Genomic DNA, 17,439 nt, shown 5'->3' on the forward strand with positions numbered 1-17,439 from the left:
TGAATTCGACTATCCCCGCCTACAAGGCGGGGCATTACGCCGAATTCATGGCTATTGCCACCGCGATTTCATAATTAGTGTCAAGCTTAAACCATTCATCCCCGTCCACAGGACGGGGTATTCTGGTTAAATATTCATAAAGGATCTGTGGGTTTCAAGAGATGCTTCTACCTGCTTCAACTGATCTTTTGCCACCTCAAGGTGTGCCGCTCCTACATCATAGCCGGTCATTACTTTTTCATATTGTTCCTCCGGCATAATTTCTTTTTTGAAGAGCCTCCGGGCCCGCGTTAAATCCGTTTTTGCCTGCTTGAACTGCGCCTCTCGAAGTTTCAAATTTGCCCTGGCTGATTTTATGCTGAAGCGCAGTTCTGAAAGCTGTTTTTCCACCACTTCTATCTTAGTTGAAAGTTCGGAAAGCTTTGCGTTTTCGGCATCCAGAACGGATTTGGCCCGCATGAGCCTTACTGTGTAATCTGTATCATCAATCTCTACAAGTAATTGATCCTTTTTTGCGAATTGATTGTCCCGAACATGTAAAGCTTTTACCGTACCATGTATTTTTGATGCAACGACATGTATTCTGCCCGTGACAAAGGCGTCATCCGTTGTTATACGGGTTTTCTTGTAATTTATATAAATATAGATACTGATAATTCCCGCAATCGCAATAATGAAAAACAGGAAAAAGACAACAAATTTCCTCCTGTTATTGTTTATTGTTTCACCCATTGTCCTCATGAAGTTTTAAGCCTCCGCTCATGCTTTTTCGCATTTATCAAACGGTGTTCCCGCCCACGGCAAATTCGAGGCATTCTGCCACTACCTCAGTCAAAAAAGCAACCTATTTCATTTACCCCAGAATAGACATTGAAAATAAAGTCTGTCCTCCCCATCCGGTAGGACAGCCGTCTCGGCTGTCTAAGCGATTCACCATTATGGACAGGCGAGACGCCTGTCCTACTGTGTTGGAAGGAGCAATGTCTATTTTGGGAATTTATTACATGAAGCTATTCGCTTAAAGTGAAGCTCCCCGCTCACAGTACGGGGCTTCCTGGTAAAAATTTTCTTGACCAAAATCAATTTACAGTAAACAATAAAACCGGTCATGAAAATGCATAATCCATTTAAGGGGCAATAAAATGTTCGAAAAGATTTTATTACCAACAGATTTTTCAGATGTGGCAGAAAAAGCCTTGAGCTGCGTGAAACACCTAAAAGACGCCGGCACAAAAGAGGTAGTCGTTCTCCATGTCATTAAAAAAGACAGGATTGATGTCATTGCTCAATATGGATCTATAAGAGATTTTATGGAAGTTGAAAATGAAGTAGAAGGCGAAGCAAGAAAAAAAAATGAGTCGCATAGAAAATGATCTGAGAGAAGCAGGTTTTAAGGTTAAAACAAGAATTGAAACTGGTTTTCCGTTTAGTGAAATACTGAGAGTAGAAAATGAAGAAAACGTTTCGGTTATTGTTATGGGATCTCATGGAATGAGCAATCTCAAAGAAATACTTCTTGGATCGGTTTCGGAAAGGGTAATAAGAAAAGCGAAAAAGCCTGTTCTTGTTATAAAGAGATAACAAACCCCTTTGCTCATGAAAAGGCCATGTCTTTCATCTTAAGCTGAACGCTTTGCATCCCATTCCAGTAATTTATCTGAGGCGTAAAGGCTATATCAAACGGTCCTGAAATAATATCAATAAGGTGACCTTTATTAAACCATATAGAATCGCATGATATCCCGTCTCCACTTATCCGCATCTTGAGATGATTGTTGCCCACAATCGTCGGGGATATTACATTTACGTTTCTAACGCAGAGTACCGGCTCTTGGTTCATTCTTCCAAAAGGGGCAAGCATGTCAAGCTGTGAAATCATCTGATGGTCAATTTCATTCAGGCTGCATTGTGCATCAATAGTTATCTGGGGAACAAAATCTGAAACCGCCAGATCCTCCTGAATTATCTCGTCAAAACGATCGTTAAATTCTTCTATTGCATCCTCTTTTATCACAATTCCCGCGGCGTACCTATGTCCACCATAAGAGACAAGCAAGGAAGCACACCTTTTCAACCCCTGATACATATTAAATCCGGCAATACTCCTTCCAGAACCCTTTCCGATTCCATTTTTGAGGCTGATCAACATGGCAGGCTTGTAATATCTGTCAACAAGTCTTGAGGCAACAATACCGATGACACCCGGATGCCATTTGCCGGAGGCAAACACAAAGGAACTCGTTTTCTGAAGATCCACGGTTCTATCTATTATGTCTAAAATTTCGGACAGGACTGTTTTTTCTATCCTCTGCCGTTCCCGATTACAGGCATCGAGATGCCCTGCAATCTTCATCGCCTCGTTTACATCATCCGTCAACAGAAGCTGCACGGCATCCTCCGGAGAACCGATACGCCCCGCCGCATTTATCCTCGGTATGAGAGAAAATGCTGCCCCGTTAGAATCAATGGCGCTATGTTCCATACCGGACACTCCCTTCAAGGCGTTCAAACCGACCCTTTTGCCCTCAGTAATCAGTTCAAGCCCGATCCTGGCAAATATCCTGTTTTCATCTATCAGGGGAGAGAGGTCTCCAATCGTTCCCAGGGCAACAAGATCCAGATATTCTTTCAAGTTTGGATATTCCCCGTTCTTCCAAAAACTGTCTTCACGCAATTTTCCCCTAAGGGCTATAAGAAAATTGAAGGCAACACCAACCCCTGCAAGATCTTTAAAGGGAAAGCGACAGTCACTGCGGGCCGGATTGATTACGGCCGCTGCCTGTGGAATTGTGTCGGGAACCTCGTGATGGTCCAAAATAATAACATCCATGCCTAACGAACCGGCATAAGATATCTCGTCATAGTCAGATATGCCGCAATCTACCGTGATTATCAGAGTCACATTATCACTTTTTATCTTATCTATTGCATTTCTGTTTAGACTATACCCTTCGTCAACTCTATGAGGAATGTAATATGTTACATCATCATGAATTTTCCTTAAAAATTTCACAAGGAGAGCCACAGAGGTAATACCATCTGCATCATAATCACCGTAGACCAGTACCTTCTCATGGTTATAAATAGCTTTTATCAGCCTATCAACGCCTTCTTGCATGTCCTTCATGTAGAATGGGTTGTGAAGGTCATTCAGGGAAGGTGACAGATACTTTTTTACATCATCTACGGTTGAAATGTTACGTTTTATCAATATCCTTGATATAAGAGGATTTATGCCCAGCTCCCTGACGAACAGATGTTCTATTTCCGGATTTGATTCCGGCAATCTCCAGCGAGTGGTGGGCAGTGTTGGTGCGTTCATTTTCTCTCGTTATCAGTTCTATTGAGTGGTACTGATGTTTTTGTTATCGAAGTAAACGTTAATGTCATCCTGAACTTGGTTCAGGATCTCTTTATAAGCAGATTCTGAAACGAGTTCAGAATGACAGGTTTGTATCTTATCAGGGCAGGACTTTCTGTCAAGAGAAGAATTATTTCTTGATATTTAGTGGGTTAAATGCTACTCATCCGGAATACTTAGTCACAAAGATGTGTGAAAAATGGAAAAGAGAACCCGCCCTTTCAAAAAATTTCTGAAGTTAAACCGCAAAGACATATCATACATGCAGTTTCTCATCGAAAGTTATGAAGGGCTTGCAACGGTAACAACTGTCGACAAAAACGTGGCAATTATTAAACTTTCCATAATGCCTGATTCTGTTTCAGACGTTGACAAAATCCTTGACAGTATTAGAAAAGAAGTACATTTTACTGAAGAAAGGAGCTCACCATGAGGCGATTATATAAATTTATTGTTCTACTGCTTTTCCTGCCCCTTCTTATGGGGATGGGTTCCATGTTCGGAGAGAGCCCGGGGAAAATACCTGAGCCTGAAAAAAAGTTCACGGCAACATTTATTGATCAGATGGACATTACAGCCCTATGTACGGAAGTGAGCATAGAAGGAGAGACAATTCTTGAAGGAACGCATGGGAAAGGAGTTTATACCGTATCGTTCGATAAGATAGAAAATGTCATTTTTTATCTTAAAAATGGTGAACTGACGGGAAAGACAATACTGAGAGACGGGAGTACCGTCAGTCTTGTCTTAAAAAAGGACAGCATGGCTTACGGAAGGACAAAATACGGAACCTTTAATATAAAGCTTTCAGATCTCAAGAAAATAATCATTTACCCAAGACCTGAAGAGGGAAGTAAGAAGGATAAAAATCACTAATGAACCCCTCCTTGCAGCAAGCTGCCGGGTATCAATTTAGCGCACTCTAAACTTTATGCTCTCGTAAAAAGTCTTTTTTTGTCACCCAAAATCATGTCCTGAACTTGTTTCAGGATCATTCAGGGTCTCTAACTTACTGAGATAATTAGATGCTGAAACAAGTGAGATCCTGAAACGAGTTCAGGACGACAAATGGTGCAGTTTATGACTTTTTACGAGAACATCAAACTTGGCAAGTTCGCAAAACTTTAGGAACTTTCATATAAATGTTAATGTTCACCCACACATGGATACTGAGGAAATTTATAGGAGCAAGCCATATAAAAAGGGATGATCACGATATTTTTGCCTATAATGTATCTCCTGATCTTCTACCGGTTCACAAATCCATAACACCGGGATTGACTCACAGCATACCAAGGTTATCAAAACTGCCGCAACAGCATAACAGGGCTGCTTTTGTTCAGTTTCACTTACTTGTAGACGATATGGCACATCATGGGAAGATCAGCAGAGAGGCCATTACAGAATTCAATCCAAATTCCAATGGATACGCCTATATAAAAGGGAAGCCTTTAATCCAGCCGATTACCGATTTTTACAGAGAAATCGGGAACGAGATAAGCTTTAGTGAAACTGCTTATCTTTCCCATATGATAATTGAGATGTGCTTTGACCTGGCCATTTACAAGAAAGAGACCGATCTCGCAGCACTGTTTGCCGGGGCACTAACTTACACTGTTGAAAACAAGCTGAGCGAGTTTGTCAAAACTCTCAGCTGGTTTTTTGGAATCGAATCAGAAATTACAAAAGAAGCAATTAAAAGGGCAGTTGCCGTATATACAAGGTCAAAGGTCGACAGTTTGATGAGTCTCGAGGGGAGGGTATCCCTGTTTATTGATAATTACTGTTATGGTTCCTATAACGATAAAGCCCGAAACGGCATAAGAGAGCTGTTTAATCAAGGAATGGATTTAGTTGATGATTGCGAGGATTTTTTAGATGTAACTCTAACTGCAATTAATAATTCCGAGTTTAGATATCTGCTATAGCGCCTTTGTCACAAAACCGGAACGAAGGCATCTTGTACATACCTTCATCTTTTTCACCGCCCCGGTTTTATCATTTACGACACGCATCTTTTGAAGATTTGGATACCATACCTTCTTTGTTTTATTATTAGCATGACTTACGTTATTGCCGACCATAGGTCCTTTTCCACATATTTTACAAACTCGAGCCATAATAAGTATTCCTCCAGAAGAGAGCTTTAAAAACGAGTTCTGCAAAGCCCTCAGTAAAATCGAGAAGTTGCTTTCTAAATCATTAATACACTTTTTGCAAGCCTTTTTTTTCAGTTATTTTTCATTGAGGGGGGCTGACCCGTGGATTCGAGCACCTGCATCCAGTTGCTGCCTTCCGGATCGACCAGCTTCCGCTCCGATGTTACTGTCTTCAAGGGAAAGTGAACGAAGGCATTGTTCCACTGTCCAATCAACATTCCTGTTTTTCCAGCCATACCAGCATGAACGGCATATCGCGCCAGAACCCCACAGTAATGGCTGTCACTTGCATTAGCAGGAACGCTACGGATCATATAGCTTGGGTCCATATACTTTAAATTAATATCAATTCCTGCCTTCTCGAAATGTTCCTCTATTTTATGCTTTAAAAAGATGCCTATATCATATAATTTGATATTACCCGATGCGTCAGTTTCAACAGTATCGCCTTCTTTGTGGCATAAATTTTGGCCCGCGCCTTCAGCAACGAGGATTACCACGTGCCTCCTGTCTTTCAGACGCCTTTCAAGCACTTTCAGAAATCCCTTTTCTCCTTCTAAGTCAAAAGGAACCTCCGGAATTAAGACAAAGTTTGCATCACTTTCTGCCAGAGCGGCGATTGCGGCAATATGTCCGGAGTACCTTCCCATAAGCTTAACCAGGCCGATTCCCATCGGTGCGCCTTTTGCCTCGACATGAGCGCACTTGATGGCTTTGGCCGCTTCTGAAATTGCCGTGTCAAATCCAAAACTTTTACTGATAAAAGGCAAATCGTTATCTATGGTTTTCGGGATACTGATCACACTTATTTTCAGGTTTCTCTTCGTTATTTCCTCTGTTATTAATTCGGCCGCTTTCATTGTTCCATCGCCACCTATGCAGAAAAAAAGGCTGATATTCATGCGCACCAGTGCATCAACCATCTCACCGATATTCTGTCCCCCGCGTGACGAAGCGAGGATACTTCCTCCTTCCGAGTGTATATCCTTAACAACTTCCGGATTAAGTTCCATAACATCATGTCCAAACCCGGGAATCAAACCCTGAAACCCGTATCTTATTCCCGTTATATTAGAAACACCATATCTGTAGTAGAGTTCCATCACCAATGCCCTGATGACGTCATTTATTCCGGGACATAGCCCACCGCAGGTAACAATTCCTGCCTTCACCTTTGATGGGTCGAAATAGATCATCTTTCTCGGACCGGCCACCTCAAGGGAAAGGGGTGGACTACCGGTTTTTATGTCCTCATTATACTTACTAAGACAAATGTCAAACATAATACGTTCATCATCCGACGTAAAATGACTGACAGAAACAAGGAAGGGGATACTGTTCTCCCCAAGGTTGTGGATTTCAAAATCATATATATTTTTGCTCATTTCAGAGTCCCTCCAACTACCTGGGATGCGGCATTCATCCCTGAGATAACCTCACCCTCAAATCCGAGTCCTGCCAGTAACATCCCTCCGGTAATGAATACATTTTTAACGGGAGTCTTGCTTGGCAGAATAGAAATGCCGAGGAGCGGGTTCCCATTCACTTTATACTTCCGATTAACGACTTCCTGATATTTCCTTGATATCTCTATTGATTTCTCGACATTTATAAAATCAAGATTTTCTCTCAAAAAAGGTAGAAACCCTTCAAGATTTTCCAGAATACCTTCAGAAACCTCTTTCAATTCATCATTATTCAAACTCAATGGAGACTCCTTTAAAAAAGCGGTAGCGCTGATCGCTCTCTTTCCATTAGGGGCATGTCCTGTGTCTCCGGGCGAACTAACCTCCAGGAATACAAGATTGCCATCCATTACCGGCCTTTTTTCATCTCCGACAATGATTACATATTCTGCCATCTTTTCGGGAATTCCTTTATCCAAAACTCCCATATGTAACGTAAATGGATGATAAACCGGCTTAACTGACTCAAGCTTCCTTGCCAGCCTTGAAAACTTTTTGTCATTAAGAAGCATCGGTTTGATTTTTTCCCATTTTGAACTTACAATAAGATTTCTCCCCTTTATAGTGGATAATTTATCCCCGGTGTCGATATCAATCTCGATTTTACCTTTCACATTCAGCCTCATAATGGAATCAGTTCCTACGAAATCACCGCCATAGGAAATAAATTTTTCTCTGAGTGCATTTATTAAAATGTGTTTACCACCGAGATGATAGAACAACCCGTCCAATGGCAGAGAAAGACTATACGCGGCCGAAAGAGATTTTACACTGTCTGTATATAGATTGGAAAAGAGCAAAAGTTCTGATTCAAAAATTCTTTTTAAAGACGGAGTACCCTCAAATTTCTTGAAATTTCTTGTAAGGATCAGTCTGTTACTGATTAATGTTGGAATATTTCCAAGAAATTTAAAAAATTCCTTAACCGTTCTTGGGCGTATGTGAGGATTATTCCTGAGAAGCCTGCCTATCAATTCACTGTTTTTCGAAACAACCGTATAAAGGTCGCTTATCTTTTCTACATCTCCTGAAAATTCTCTTTCCATCTCACCGAGAAAGGAAGCCTTTTCCCTGTACAGGTCAATTCTGTGCTCCGGAAGTATTATCTGAAGAGCCGGATTCAACTGAAGAATGGTAGATTTATCAATAAACGGCATTCCCAGTTCAGAAAACAATTGAAGGAATACCTGCTTTGGACCAAAGCCGCTCCATGGAAGGGGGTCAATATTGAAAGTGTAATCTGACTCTGAATAAAAATACGGGATATCCCCTTCAGACAAAAGGATAGTCTTCTTTCCGTAACGTGAAGAAAGCAGTGCCGCCACCAAGGAACTCAGATCACTTCCTATAACTACAGTATCGTACATATTCCTCACTTATCTCATCAGATGATATAACGTGAATCCCTTCACGCATAAGAATCGCGGATGTTACCCCCATTCCTTCCATAGTAGAGTCACTTTTGCGTATAAAGCGGACACCGCATGAGGGGCTCTTCTCCTTCATTATCGCGGCACTGACCCTCATCAATTTTGCAATTTCCCTTACTTCCTCCGCCCCCTTTAAAAACTGTTCGGTTACATCCCTGTTGTTTGAATCAATCACCTTTGCAAGGCCATTGAGAACATCTTCGCCATTTCCATCAACTATCCGGGCAGAAACACGGGGTGTGGGCAATCCTCCAAGCTGCTCGGGACACATGGGAATGAATGTAAACTCAGATATCATTGATTGCAATTTTTTATCGGGGGTACTTCTACCGTCATATCTGCATTTCACCCCTAAGAGGCAGGCACTAATAATTATCATTTTTTATTGTCCCATTCGTGGAAGTGGAATAGGAGAAAACCCTCACCTTTAGGCAAAACATCCGGTCGGGTATAAAACCCGACCCTACAATTTTGTAGGGTGGCATTTTATATGCCACCGCACCGGTCATGTGTGATAGAGACACAAAGAAAAAAGAAGAAGAATATTACTTTGTGCCTTTGTAACTATGTGCCGAGAGCTTTGTGGAACTGTAATTTTGGTCATTGCGAGGAGCGAAGCGACGTGGCAATCTTATGAATTATCAACATCTTGTGCGATTGCTTCACTTTGTTCGCAATGACAATGTGGCATTATGCAAAGATCTCGTGCCTTTGTGCCTCATTTTAAAACATTGTCAGAGGTGGGTTATGTAGAGGTGAATCATCGATCTGTTTGTGGTTTTTCACCCGGACTTTTCGGCCGATAACTTCAAGCTTCCCTTCGGCATAGAGTTGTATCGCCTGGGAAAATATCTTGTGCTCTTCCTTCAATATCCTTTGAGAAAGGCTTTCCTCGGTATCATCGTCATACACAGGAACCACGGACTGAATAATAATGGGTCCGGTATCCACTCCCTCATCGGCAAAATGAACCGAACATCCTGAAAACTTTACTCCATATTCGAAGGCCTGCTGCTGACCGTGAAGACCCGGAAAAGAAGGAAGGATAGCAGGATGGATATTTATGACTTTCATCGGAAATGCCTCTAAAAATACGGGGGAAAGCACTCTCATAAACCCCGCCATCACCACAAGTTCTACCGAATATGAGTTGAATACTTCAATCATTTTTCGGTCAAAATCTTCTCTGCTTTTGAAATTGCTTTGCTCGATAACCACTACTGGAATGTGATGTTTTTTTGACCTTTCCAGGGCGTATGCATCTGGGTTGTTGCTTATAACCACCTTGATATCCGCATCGAGAAGGCCTTTTTCACTATTGTCTATAATAGATTGAAGATTTGTACCGCTGCCAGATACCAGAATACCTATGTTTAATCTCTTTTTCATTTCTCGCTGTTCCCCCCCATGCCCTGCCGATTACAAGAAAGATACGTGTTTTTCATTCTTGTTTCTATTGTCAATTGTACCTATTGCATAAGCGCGTTCGCCAAGTCCTCCAAGTCTTTCCAGTACCTCCTCAAAATCCTTCTCCGTTACAACAATCATCATTCCTATGCCCATGTTAAATACTCTTAACATCTCTTTTTTATCTATATTCCCCATTTTCTGAATAATATCAAAAATAGGTGGTATGTCCCAGCTATCCTTCTTTATAATAGCCCGGCATCTACTGGGCAGAATTCTCGGTATATTCTCTATGAATCCTCCGCCTGTAATATGTGCTACCCCCTTTATCTTAAAGGTTTTCATTAAATTTAATATGGGTTTTACATAGATTTTTGTGGGTCGGAGGAGTTCCGTACCGATCGAGTGGCCAAGCCCTTCAATCTTATCCTTTATTTTGAGTTTTTTCTGTTCAAACAAAACCTTTCTAACAAGGGAGAACCCGTTGCTGTGGATACCGTTGGAGGCAATGCCTATTATTCTATCCCCAACCTTGATTTCTGAACCGTCAATCAGCTCGCTGGCATCAACGATACCCACGCAAAAACCGGCAAGGTCATAGTCGTCATCCTTATAAAATTCAGGCATTTCAGCGGTTTCACCACCGATAAGCGCACAACCCGCCTCAATGCACCCTTTTGCTATACCTTCCACGATCTTTACGCTTTTTTTAACATCAATCTTCCCTGTAGCAATATAATCGAGAAAGAAAAGTGGTTCAGCTCCCTGAGATAAAATATCATTGACGGACATAGCAACAAGATCTATCCCCACGGTATCATGCTTATCCATCATCTGTGCAATTTTCAGTTTCGTGCCGACCCCATCGGTAGAAGAAACGAGGATAGGATCTTTAAATTTTCCCATATCAAGGTGGAACAATCCTCCGAAATTACCTATCCCACTCATTACTTCCTTTCGTGATGTTCCTTTTATGATGGGCTGTATCTTTTTGACAAACAGATTGGCCTTGTTAATATCTACACCCGCATCTTTGTATGAAACTTTTTTCTTCATAACATCTCCATTTCTAATTCTCGATATCCAGAGTGCTGTCCTGTTTTCTTAACGTAATTCACCCTTAAAGTCAAATCTTTCCTTGCTATGCCCGGAAATATCTGTTAACAGTATGTCATGCTTTCTATTTGAAATCACTCTATTTATTGGAGTACCGGATGGAAAATCTCAAAGAAATAATAGAGAAAATCGAGTCTCCCTTAATATTTTCATCAAGGGATTCATATAAGAATCTGTCACTCATCAAAAATCTTGAGTTAACCATGACAGGTCTTCTCAAAAAGTTGAAAGCCATAAGCCCATTATCAGCGCAACACGGTACTGCAAAAGAAGCATACTCGAATATTCTGTCCGGGCTTCAGGAGACATTTGCAGGATTTGAAACCCTTTCCGTTGATGAAAAAAGAGGAAGGGTCGGAGGGGCGTCCCGTCTTGTAAAAGAGTTAAAAAATCTTTATCCAGACCTTTCTCAATCCCATCAGGTGAAGAGTTTAGATAAGTCATCTCCCATGCAAGAAGAGCTGAATACAAGTTTTGAAAAGCTTTCCCTTTCCGTGCAGTATGTCAAAGGGGTAGGGCCGAAAGTCGCCCGCCTCCTGGGCAAAAAGGGCATAAAAACCGTTGAGGATATACTCTACTTTCTGCCGAGGAGATACGAAGACAGGCGCTTGGTAAAAATGATATCTTCAACACAAATCGGGAACGTCGAAATGGTAATCGGAGAGGTTAAAGAAGCGCAGATACAGCAATACAGAAAAAACAAGGTATTCGAAGTAACCGTTGACGACGGAAGTGGCAGGCTTACGGCCAAATGGTTTAAAGGAAATTACACATATCTGAGGAAGATATTAAAAAAGGGGGCAAGGGTCATATTGACAGGAGAGATAAGGAGCTTTCTCTTCGGCAAGGATATCATTCACCCGGACTTTGAAATCCTGGATGAGAAGGACGACAATCATGACAACCTTCTCCATTTCAAGAGAATCGTCCCTGTCTATTCGGAAACGGAAGGGCTTCACCAAAAATATATAAGAAAGATTATGATGGGGGTGGTAGAGAATTATTCACGGTATATCCTGAGCCCGATCCCGGAGGAAATATGTAAAAGACAGCACCTTGCCGACATCAACCATTCCATAAGGAATATTCACTTCCCAGAGTCCGATCAGGACATAGAACAATACAACAACATGAAATCAGAAGCGTACAGGAGACTCGTCTTTGATGAATTTTTCTTTTTCGAACTGGGAATGGCTCTCAAGAAAAAGGGATATGTCCTTGAGAAAGGCATCCTCTTCAAGACGGACGGAAAGCTCAATGAAAAATTTTTACAGATACTCCCGTTCGAATTGACCGATGCACAGAACAGGGTAATAGAAGAAATAAAGGCAGATATGAAAAGTGTTTTTCCAATGCACAGACTGCTCCAGGGTGATGTTGGCTGTGGAAAGACCGCCGTTTCAATGGCGGCAATGATCTGCGCATGCGAAAACGGCTATCAGGCAGCTATCATGGCCCCCACAGAGATATTAGCCGAACAGCACTATTCCAATATAAAAGGGTGGGCCGGCCTCCTCGGCCTCAAAGTCGCTATACTTACCGGAAGCAAAAAAACGGCAGAACGAAGAGATGTCTGTAAAAAGATCGAATCAGGCGATGTGGATATTATCATAGGCACTCATGCGTTAATTCAGGAAGGCGTTGAGTTTAAAAAGCTCGGATTTGTTGTAATAGACGAACAGCATCGTTTCGGGGTAGTTCAGAGGGCAACACTTCGTGGAAAGGGGATAAATCCGGATGTCCTGGTGATGACGGCTACCCCCATTCCAAGAAGCCTTGCAATGACGGTTTACGGTGACCTCGATATTTCCGTCATAGACGAAATGCCGCCGGGCAAAAAACCGATTCGTACAAAGGTATTCTATGAAAAATCCCGCGACAAGGTCTACGAAACAATAGACAAGGAACTGAAAAAGGGAAATCAGACCTTTGTAGTCTATCCCCTGGTTGAAGAATCGGAAACTCTTGATCTGAAAGATGCGACCCGTATGGCCGAACATCTTCAAAAAGAGATATTTCCGGAGTACCGGGTAGGACTGATACATGGAAGGATGAAGGGGACCGAAAAGGACGAAATAATGACCGATTTTTCAGAGGGAACAATTGATATCCTTGTCTCCACCACGGTGATAGAAGTAGGCATAGATATCCCCCAGGCATCTCTTATGGTTGTAGAACATGCGGAACGATTCGGCCTGTCTCAGCTCCACCAGCTGAGGGGCAGGGTAGGGCGGAGCGACATTCCTTCGTACTGTATTCTGCTTGCCGGTTACGCCAGGTCCGATACGGCAAGGAAAAGGCTCCGTATTATGGAAGAGACAAACGACGGCTTCAGGATAGCGGAAGAGGACCTTGCCATACGGGGGCCCGGCGAATTTATGGGGACAAGGCAATCGGGACTTCCTGACTTCAGGGTAGCCAATATACTACGTGACGGAAGAATATTGAACGAGGCAAGAAGAGAGGCATTTTCGGTGGTCGAAGATGATCCCTTCCTGGAAAAGCCCGGGCATTCAATCCTGAAAGAAGTGCTCCTGAAAAGATGGGAAGGGAGACTCGATCTGGCAAAAACCGGCTGAAAAAAGGAGAAACAATGTCAGATATGTTTGAAATTAACGTAAAAACACAATTTGCCGCCGCCCACTCACTCAGGGGCTACCCGGGTGATTGTGCCGGAATACACGGCCACAACTGGAACGTAGAAGTTTTTATCAGGTGCAGGGAACTGGATGAAATCGGGATAGGGATCGATTTCAGGGATGTCAAGCAGGTCGTCGGGGATGTGCTCCAAGGCCTTGACCATTGTCACCTGAACGAATTTCCGGCATTCGTGGAAATTAACCCGACATCCGAAAACATTGCCAGATTTTTATATTACGAGTTAGGCAAAAAGCTCAATTCGGACAATGTAGAGGTTTCAAAGGTAATGGTCTCGGAAACACCAAATACCGGCGCCTCTTACTGGGAGGAATAATTGTCTCTAAAAATCAATGAAATTTTCTACGGTATCCAGGGCGAATCGTCCTATGCCGGCCGGCCGTGTGTCTTTGTCAGGCTGACCGGCTGTAACCTCAGGTGCTCCTACTGTGACACCCAGTATGCGTACAGTGAAGGAGAGGAGATGCAGATCGATGAGATCATCGGCAGGGTCTCGTCGTACCGGTGCAGCCTCGTTGAAGTTACCGGCGGGGAGCCACTGATACAGGAAGAAACCCCCAACCTCATACACAGATTACTCGAAGAAGGTTTTGAAGTTTTACTGGAAACCAACGGCAGCCGGGACATCAGTAAAATTGACGGGCGCTGTATAAGAATCATCGATATCAAATGCCCTTCGAGCGGTGAGGAGAAGAGGAGCGACCCGGAAAACCTGAAACGGTTAAGAGAAAAAGATGAGATAAAGTTTGTCATCGGGGACAGGACAGACTATGAATATGCGAAAAACATTCTCGACACCATCAATCTCGATTCTCCCGTCAAAAACACAATTCACTTTTCAAATGTGTTCGGTCAGATGCACCCCAGGACTCTGGCACAGTGGATCCTGGAGGATAACCTGAATGTAAGACTCCACGTGCAACTTCATAAATTTATATGGGGTCCCGAACAGCGAGGAGTATAACCGGAGATAATCGTATGAGCAGGGAAAAAGCCGTGATTCTTTCAAGTGGCGGGCTCGATTCCACAACAGTTATGGCTATTGCAAAATCAGAGGGCTACGATATCTACAGCCTGAGTTTCCGCTATGGGCAGCGCCACTCAGTAGAGCTTGCTGCAGCCGGGAAGATAGCAAAGGTCTTCGGGGCCAGAGAACACCTTGTTATTGATATTGACCTGAGAACGATAGGAGGCTCAGCGCTTACCGATGATAAAATAGATGTTCCGAAGAACAGGGAAGAAGAGGAGATGCACCAGGAAATCCCCGTTACGTATGTACCCGCACGGAACACGATATTCTTATCATATGCGCTTGCCTGGGCAGAGGTGCTCGGCGCATCGGACATTTTCACAGGGTTCAATGCCGTCGATTACAGCGGGTATCCCGATTGCCGCCCGGAATACGTCGAGGCCTTTGAACGAATGGCAAATCTTGCAACAAAAGCGGCCGTTGAAGGCACAATCGGTATTCGGATCAGGACACCGGTCATCCACATGACCAAAGCGCAAATCATTCAAAGAGGAATTGAGCTCGGTGTAGACTATAGCATGACACACAGCTGCTACGACCCGACGCCCGAGGGGAAGACATGCGGGCAGTGCGATAGCTGTATCCTCAGAAAGAAGGGATTCAACGAAGCCGGCCTCAAAGATCCGGCAGCACCAGTACCATAGACAAAGAATAAAATGAAGGGTGCCGCGGACAAACCATAAAAAAGGGTGGCATGGACAAACTTGTTTGTCCGTGTAAAAAAACACTAATGAAGGGCATCCGGAACAACTCATAAAAAAAGGAGGATGAGATCATGGTTAAGACAGGTTTTAATTCATACGTAAAACTGATTGTTGCCGTCTGTCTGGGGCTTTTAGTCCTCCAGCCGGTTTCGCTTTATGCGGAAATCCGTCCGATGTCCATGAAGGAAAGGAAGGCCTATGAGGCGCTAAGCCCCTTTGAATTCAAGAATATTCTCATAGAAACTGCCACCGATGCATGTACGAAAGAGCTGAAAGACGGCAAAAAATGCCGTGTCTTGAATGCGGGACGCGGCAACCCGAATTTCCTGAATACGACGGCAAGAGAAGCCTTTTCACTTCTCAACAACTTTGCCACCGAACGAGCAGAAATGAGAGGTCCCACGCCAAACCTTGGTTTCCGGCCGGACAAAAAGGGTATAGCAAGGAAATTAAAAAGGTACCTCGATGCAAGATCCGAGGAGAAGGCAGCGAAATTTCTCAGGAAAGCCATTGATTATGCGGAGAAAGAACTCAAGCTGGAGCCGGATGAACTGGCCTTCGAACTGACCGATGCCGTCCTCGGTGATTTTTATCCTTCACCCCCGAGAATGCTGTCCAATACGGAAAAAATAGTTTTTGAATATCTATCCCGGATTCATTTCACGTATGACAAAAAACCGGAGGGCCGTTTCGACCTTTTCGCCACCGAGGGCGCCACCGCGGCCATGATTTACGTCTTTCAATCATTGAAGGAAAACCATATCCTGAAGCCCGGCGATCATATAGCCATTATCACCCCGATTTTTTCACCCTATCTCGAAATCCCGCTCCTGAATGATTTTCAACTGGTGCCCGTTTATGTAGAGGGCAGCGAAGATATGGGCTGGCAGGTACCGGCTTCCGAGATGGACAAACTGAAGGACACAAAAATAAAAGCGCTCTTTATGGTCAATCCCATGAATCCGGGATCGGCAAGCATGCGGGCCGAAAGCGTCAGCAGGCTCGCAGAAATTATCAAAACCAGCCGGAAAAACCTGATAGTTTTAACGGATACCGCCTACGCCCCATTCGTCGATGAATTTCATGATATTTTAGGGAAAATGCCCGAAAACACCATAGGAGTTTATTCATACTCCAAATACTTCGGAGTTACCGGCTGGCGGCTCGGCGTCATCATGCTGCATGAGAATAACATAATTGACCGGATGATCGCAAAACTCCCGGAAAGATACAAAAAACAGCTAAACGTCCGGTACGGCATAGATTCCACAGAACCGGAAAAAATCAAGTTCATCGACCGTATCGTAATGGACAGCCGGGACGTTGCGCTGGCGCACACAGGCGGGCTGTCGACCCCACAGCAGTGCATCATGGTTTTGTTCTCATTCTTTGAACTTCTTGACAAAGAACACGCATACAAGAAGTCAATCCAGGCCATTCTGAAAAAGCGCATCACAAATCTGTACGGCCAGTTAAACCTCAAAATTCCCGGCGGACCCGACAAGACTCACTATTATGCCCTGATTGATATCGGGCGTCTGGCCTCCTCGCTCCACGGCAAGGATTTCGCGGACTACATGATGAAAAACTTTTCTCCACTTGATGTACTGATGAGATTAGCCGACAAGAAATTTACAGTACTGCTTCCCGGGGAGGGCTTTGCAGGACCAAAATGGTCTATTTGCGTGTCAATCGCCAACCTCTATGACGATGACTACACATCAATCGGAAAGAATATCCGCGAAGTAATGGATGACTTTTTTCAGAGCTGGAAAGAGAAGAGCTCAAAATAGCGGGGCTAAACTGAGGACTCTTTTACTTAACGTACAACATTAAGTAAATGCCTTATTGACCCATAAAATAGCAGATTTACGACAAGGCAGCAACCCCAAAAGTGCCTAAAGTTTGAAGTGTCTAAAGTGAGCTAAAGTTAATGTACACGCCTTCGGTGCGGTCAAATTCGAAACAGGCTGCGCTGAAAGCGCATTTTTTAACTTTAGGCACTTTAGCTCACTTTAGTTCACTTTACACTCTTAACTAAATCTTGCTGTTTGAACTGGTACCAACATCTGCGCAAAAAACGCAGTTGTTGTGAATAAAGACTCTAA

Annotated in this window: 18 protein-coding genes; 10 read left to right on the forward strand and 8 right to left on the reverse strand. The window is 43.3% G+C overall.

The features are described 5' to 3' along the window. Positions 1-126 precede the first annotated feature (126 nt). Positions 127-741, reverse strand: a complete 615-nt coding sequence (locus Q7J27_05855; GenBank protein ID MDO9528667.1) for a biotin/lipoyl-binding protein — start codon at positions 739-741, stop codon at positions 127-129. Positions 742-1,142: 401 nt separating this feature from the next. On the opposite strand from Q7J27_05855, the gene Q7J27_05860 reads away from it, so the two are divergent. Then, positions 1,143-1,373 carry a universal stress protein gene (locus Q7J27_05860; protein ID MDO9528668.1) on the forward strand — a complete coding sequence of 77 codons (231 nt, stop codon included), beginning with the start codon at positions 1,143-1,145 and terminating at the stop codon, positions 1,371-1,373. Continuing rightward, the gene (locus Q7J27_05865) at positions 1,354-1,581 is read left to right on the forward strand and encodes a universal stress protein (protein MDO9528669.1); all 228 of its coding nucleotides are present in this window, start codon (positions 1,354-1,356) and stop codon (positions 1,579-1,581) included. The genes Q7J27_05860 and Q7J27_05865 overlap by 20 nt, the downstream gene beginning before the upstream one ends. A 13-nt stretch (positions 1,582-1,594) precedes the next feature. On the opposite strand, the gene recJ is transcribed toward Q7J27_05865, so the two are convergent. Further along, complete coding sequence (gene recJ, locus Q7J27_05870) at positions 1,595-3,322, reverse strand: single-stranded-DNA-specific exonuclease RecJ (GenBank protein MDO9528670.1); 1,728 nt, start codon at positions 3,320-3,322, stop codon at positions 1,595-1,597. Between the two features lie 238 nt (positions 3,323-3,560). Here recJ and Q7J27_05875 point away from each other — a divergent pair, with 238 nt between their 5' ends. The 3 genes from Q7J27_05875 to Q7J27_05885 all read left to right on the forward strand — a co-directional run bounded on the left by Q7J27_05875 (position 3,561) and on the right by Q7J27_05885 (position 5,289). Then, positions 3,561-3,794 carry a DUF4911 domain-containing protein gene (locus Q7J27_05875; protein MDO9528671.1) on the forward strand — a complete coding sequence of 78 codons (234 nt, stop codon included), beginning with the start codon at positions 3,561-3,563 and terminating at the stop codon, positions 3,792-3,794. Next, positions 3,791-4,237: a hypothetical protein gene (locus tag Q7J27_05880; GenBank protein ID MDO9528672.1), complete on the forward strand. Its 447-nt coding sequence runs from the start codon at positions 3,791-3,793 to the stop codon at positions 4,235-4,237. Before Q7J27_05875 ends, Q7J27_05880 begins: the two co-directional genes overlap by 4 nt. Positions 4,238-4,503: 266 nt before the next feature. Then, positions 4,504-5,289 carry a hypothetical protein gene (locus tag Q7J27_05885; protein ID MDO9528673.1) on the forward strand — a complete coding sequence of 262 codons (786 nt, stop codon included), beginning with the start codon at positions 4,504-4,506 and terminating at the stop codon, positions 5,287-5,289. Here the strand turns inward: Q7J27_05885 and rpmB are convergent. From rpmB to purM, 6 genes are all read right to left on the reverse strand, one after another. Beyond that, positions 5,284-5,481: a 50S ribosomal protein L28 gene (rpmB, locus tag Q7J27_05890; protein ID MDO9528674.1), complete on the reverse strand. Its 198-nt coding sequence runs from the start codon at positions 5,479-5,481 to the stop codon at positions 5,284-5,286. The genes Q7J27_05885 and rpmB overlap by 6 nt on opposite strands. Before the next feature lie 110 nt (positions 5,482-5,591). Beyond that, positions 5,592-6,905 (reverse strand): ATP-dependent 6-phosphofructokinase, encoded by a 1,314-nt coding sequence (locus tag Q7J27_05895; GenBank protein ID MDO9528675.1) that lies wholly within the window; start codon positions 6,903-6,905, stop codon positions 5,592-5,594. Then, complete coding sequence (locus tag Q7J27_05900; protein ID MDO9528676.1) at positions 6,902-8,362, reverse strand: hypothetical protein; 1,461 nt, start codon at positions 8,360-8,362, stop codon at positions 6,902-6,904. The genes Q7J27_05895 and Q7J27_05900 overlap by 4 nt, the downstream gene beginning before the upstream one ends. After that, positions 8,325-8,795, reverse strand: coding sequence for a DUF523 domain-containing protein (locus tag Q7J27_05905; GenBank protein MDO9528677.1), 471 nt, complete (start codon positions 8,793-8,795; stop codon positions 8,325-8,327). The genes Q7J27_05900 and Q7J27_05905 overlap by 38 nt, the downstream gene beginning before the upstream one ends. Positions 8,796-9,139: 344 nt before the next feature. After that, on the reverse strand, positions 9,140-9,805 hold the full coding sequence (purN, locus tag Q7J27_05910) for a phosphoribosylglycinamide formyltransferase (GenBank protein MDO9528678.1): 666 nt from the start codon (positions 9,803-9,805) through the stop codon (positions 9,140-9,142). A 30-nt stretch (positions 9,806-9,835) separates the two neighbouring features. Continuing rightward, positions 9,836-10,879 carry a phosphoribosylformylglycinamidine cyclo-ligase gene (purM, locus tag Q7J27_05915; protein MDO9528679.1) on the reverse strand — a complete coding sequence of 348 codons (1,044 nt, stop codon included), beginning with the start codon at positions 10,877-10,879 and terminating at the stop codon, positions 9,836-9,838. Between the two features lie 158 nt (positions 10,880-11,037). On the opposite strand from purM, the gene recG reads away from it, so the two are divergent. The 5 genes from recG to Q7J27_05940 all read left to right on the forward strand — a co-directional run bounded on the left by recG (position 11,038) and on the right by Q7J27_05940 (position 17,124). After that, positions 11,038-13,518 (forward strand): ATP-dependent DNA helicase RecG, encoded by a 2,481-nt coding sequence (gene recG / locus Q7J27_05920; protein MDO9528680.1) that lies wholly within the window; start codon positions 11,038-11,040, stop codon positions 13,516-13,518. A gap of 14 nt (positions 13,519-13,532) precedes the next feature. Then, a complete protein-coding gene (gene queD / locus Q7J27_05925) occupies positions 13,533-13,913 on the forward strand; it encodes a 6-carboxytetrahydropterin synthase QueD (GenBank protein MDO9528681.1) in 381 nt (126 codons plus the stop codon). Then, complete coding sequence (locus tag Q7J27_05930) at positions 13,914-14,561, forward strand: radical SAM protein (protein ID MDO9528682.1); 648 nt, start codon at positions 13,914-13,916, stop codon at positions 14,559-14,561. 14 nt (positions 14,562-14,575) lie between these two features. Beyond that, entirely contained in the window at positions 14,576-15,271 is a 696-nt protein-coding gene (queC, locus tag Q7J27_05935) for a 7-cyano-7-deazaguanine synthase QueC (protein MDO9528683.1), read from the forward strand. 131 nt (positions 15,272-15,402) lie between these two features. Further along, positions 15,403-17,124: a bifunctional aspartate transaminase/aspartate 4-decarboxylase gene (locus Q7J27_05940; GenBank protein MDO9528684.1), complete on the forward strand. Its 1,722-nt coding sequence runs from the start codon at positions 15,403-15,405 to the stop codon at positions 17,122-17,124. The last annotated feature ends 315 nt before the right edge of the window (positions 17,125-17,439 follow it).

The sequence above is a fragment of the Syntrophales bacterium genome (assembly GCA_030655775.1).
Taxonomy (GTDB): Bacteria; Desulfobacterota; Syntrophia; order Syntrophales; family JADFWA01; genus JAUSPI01.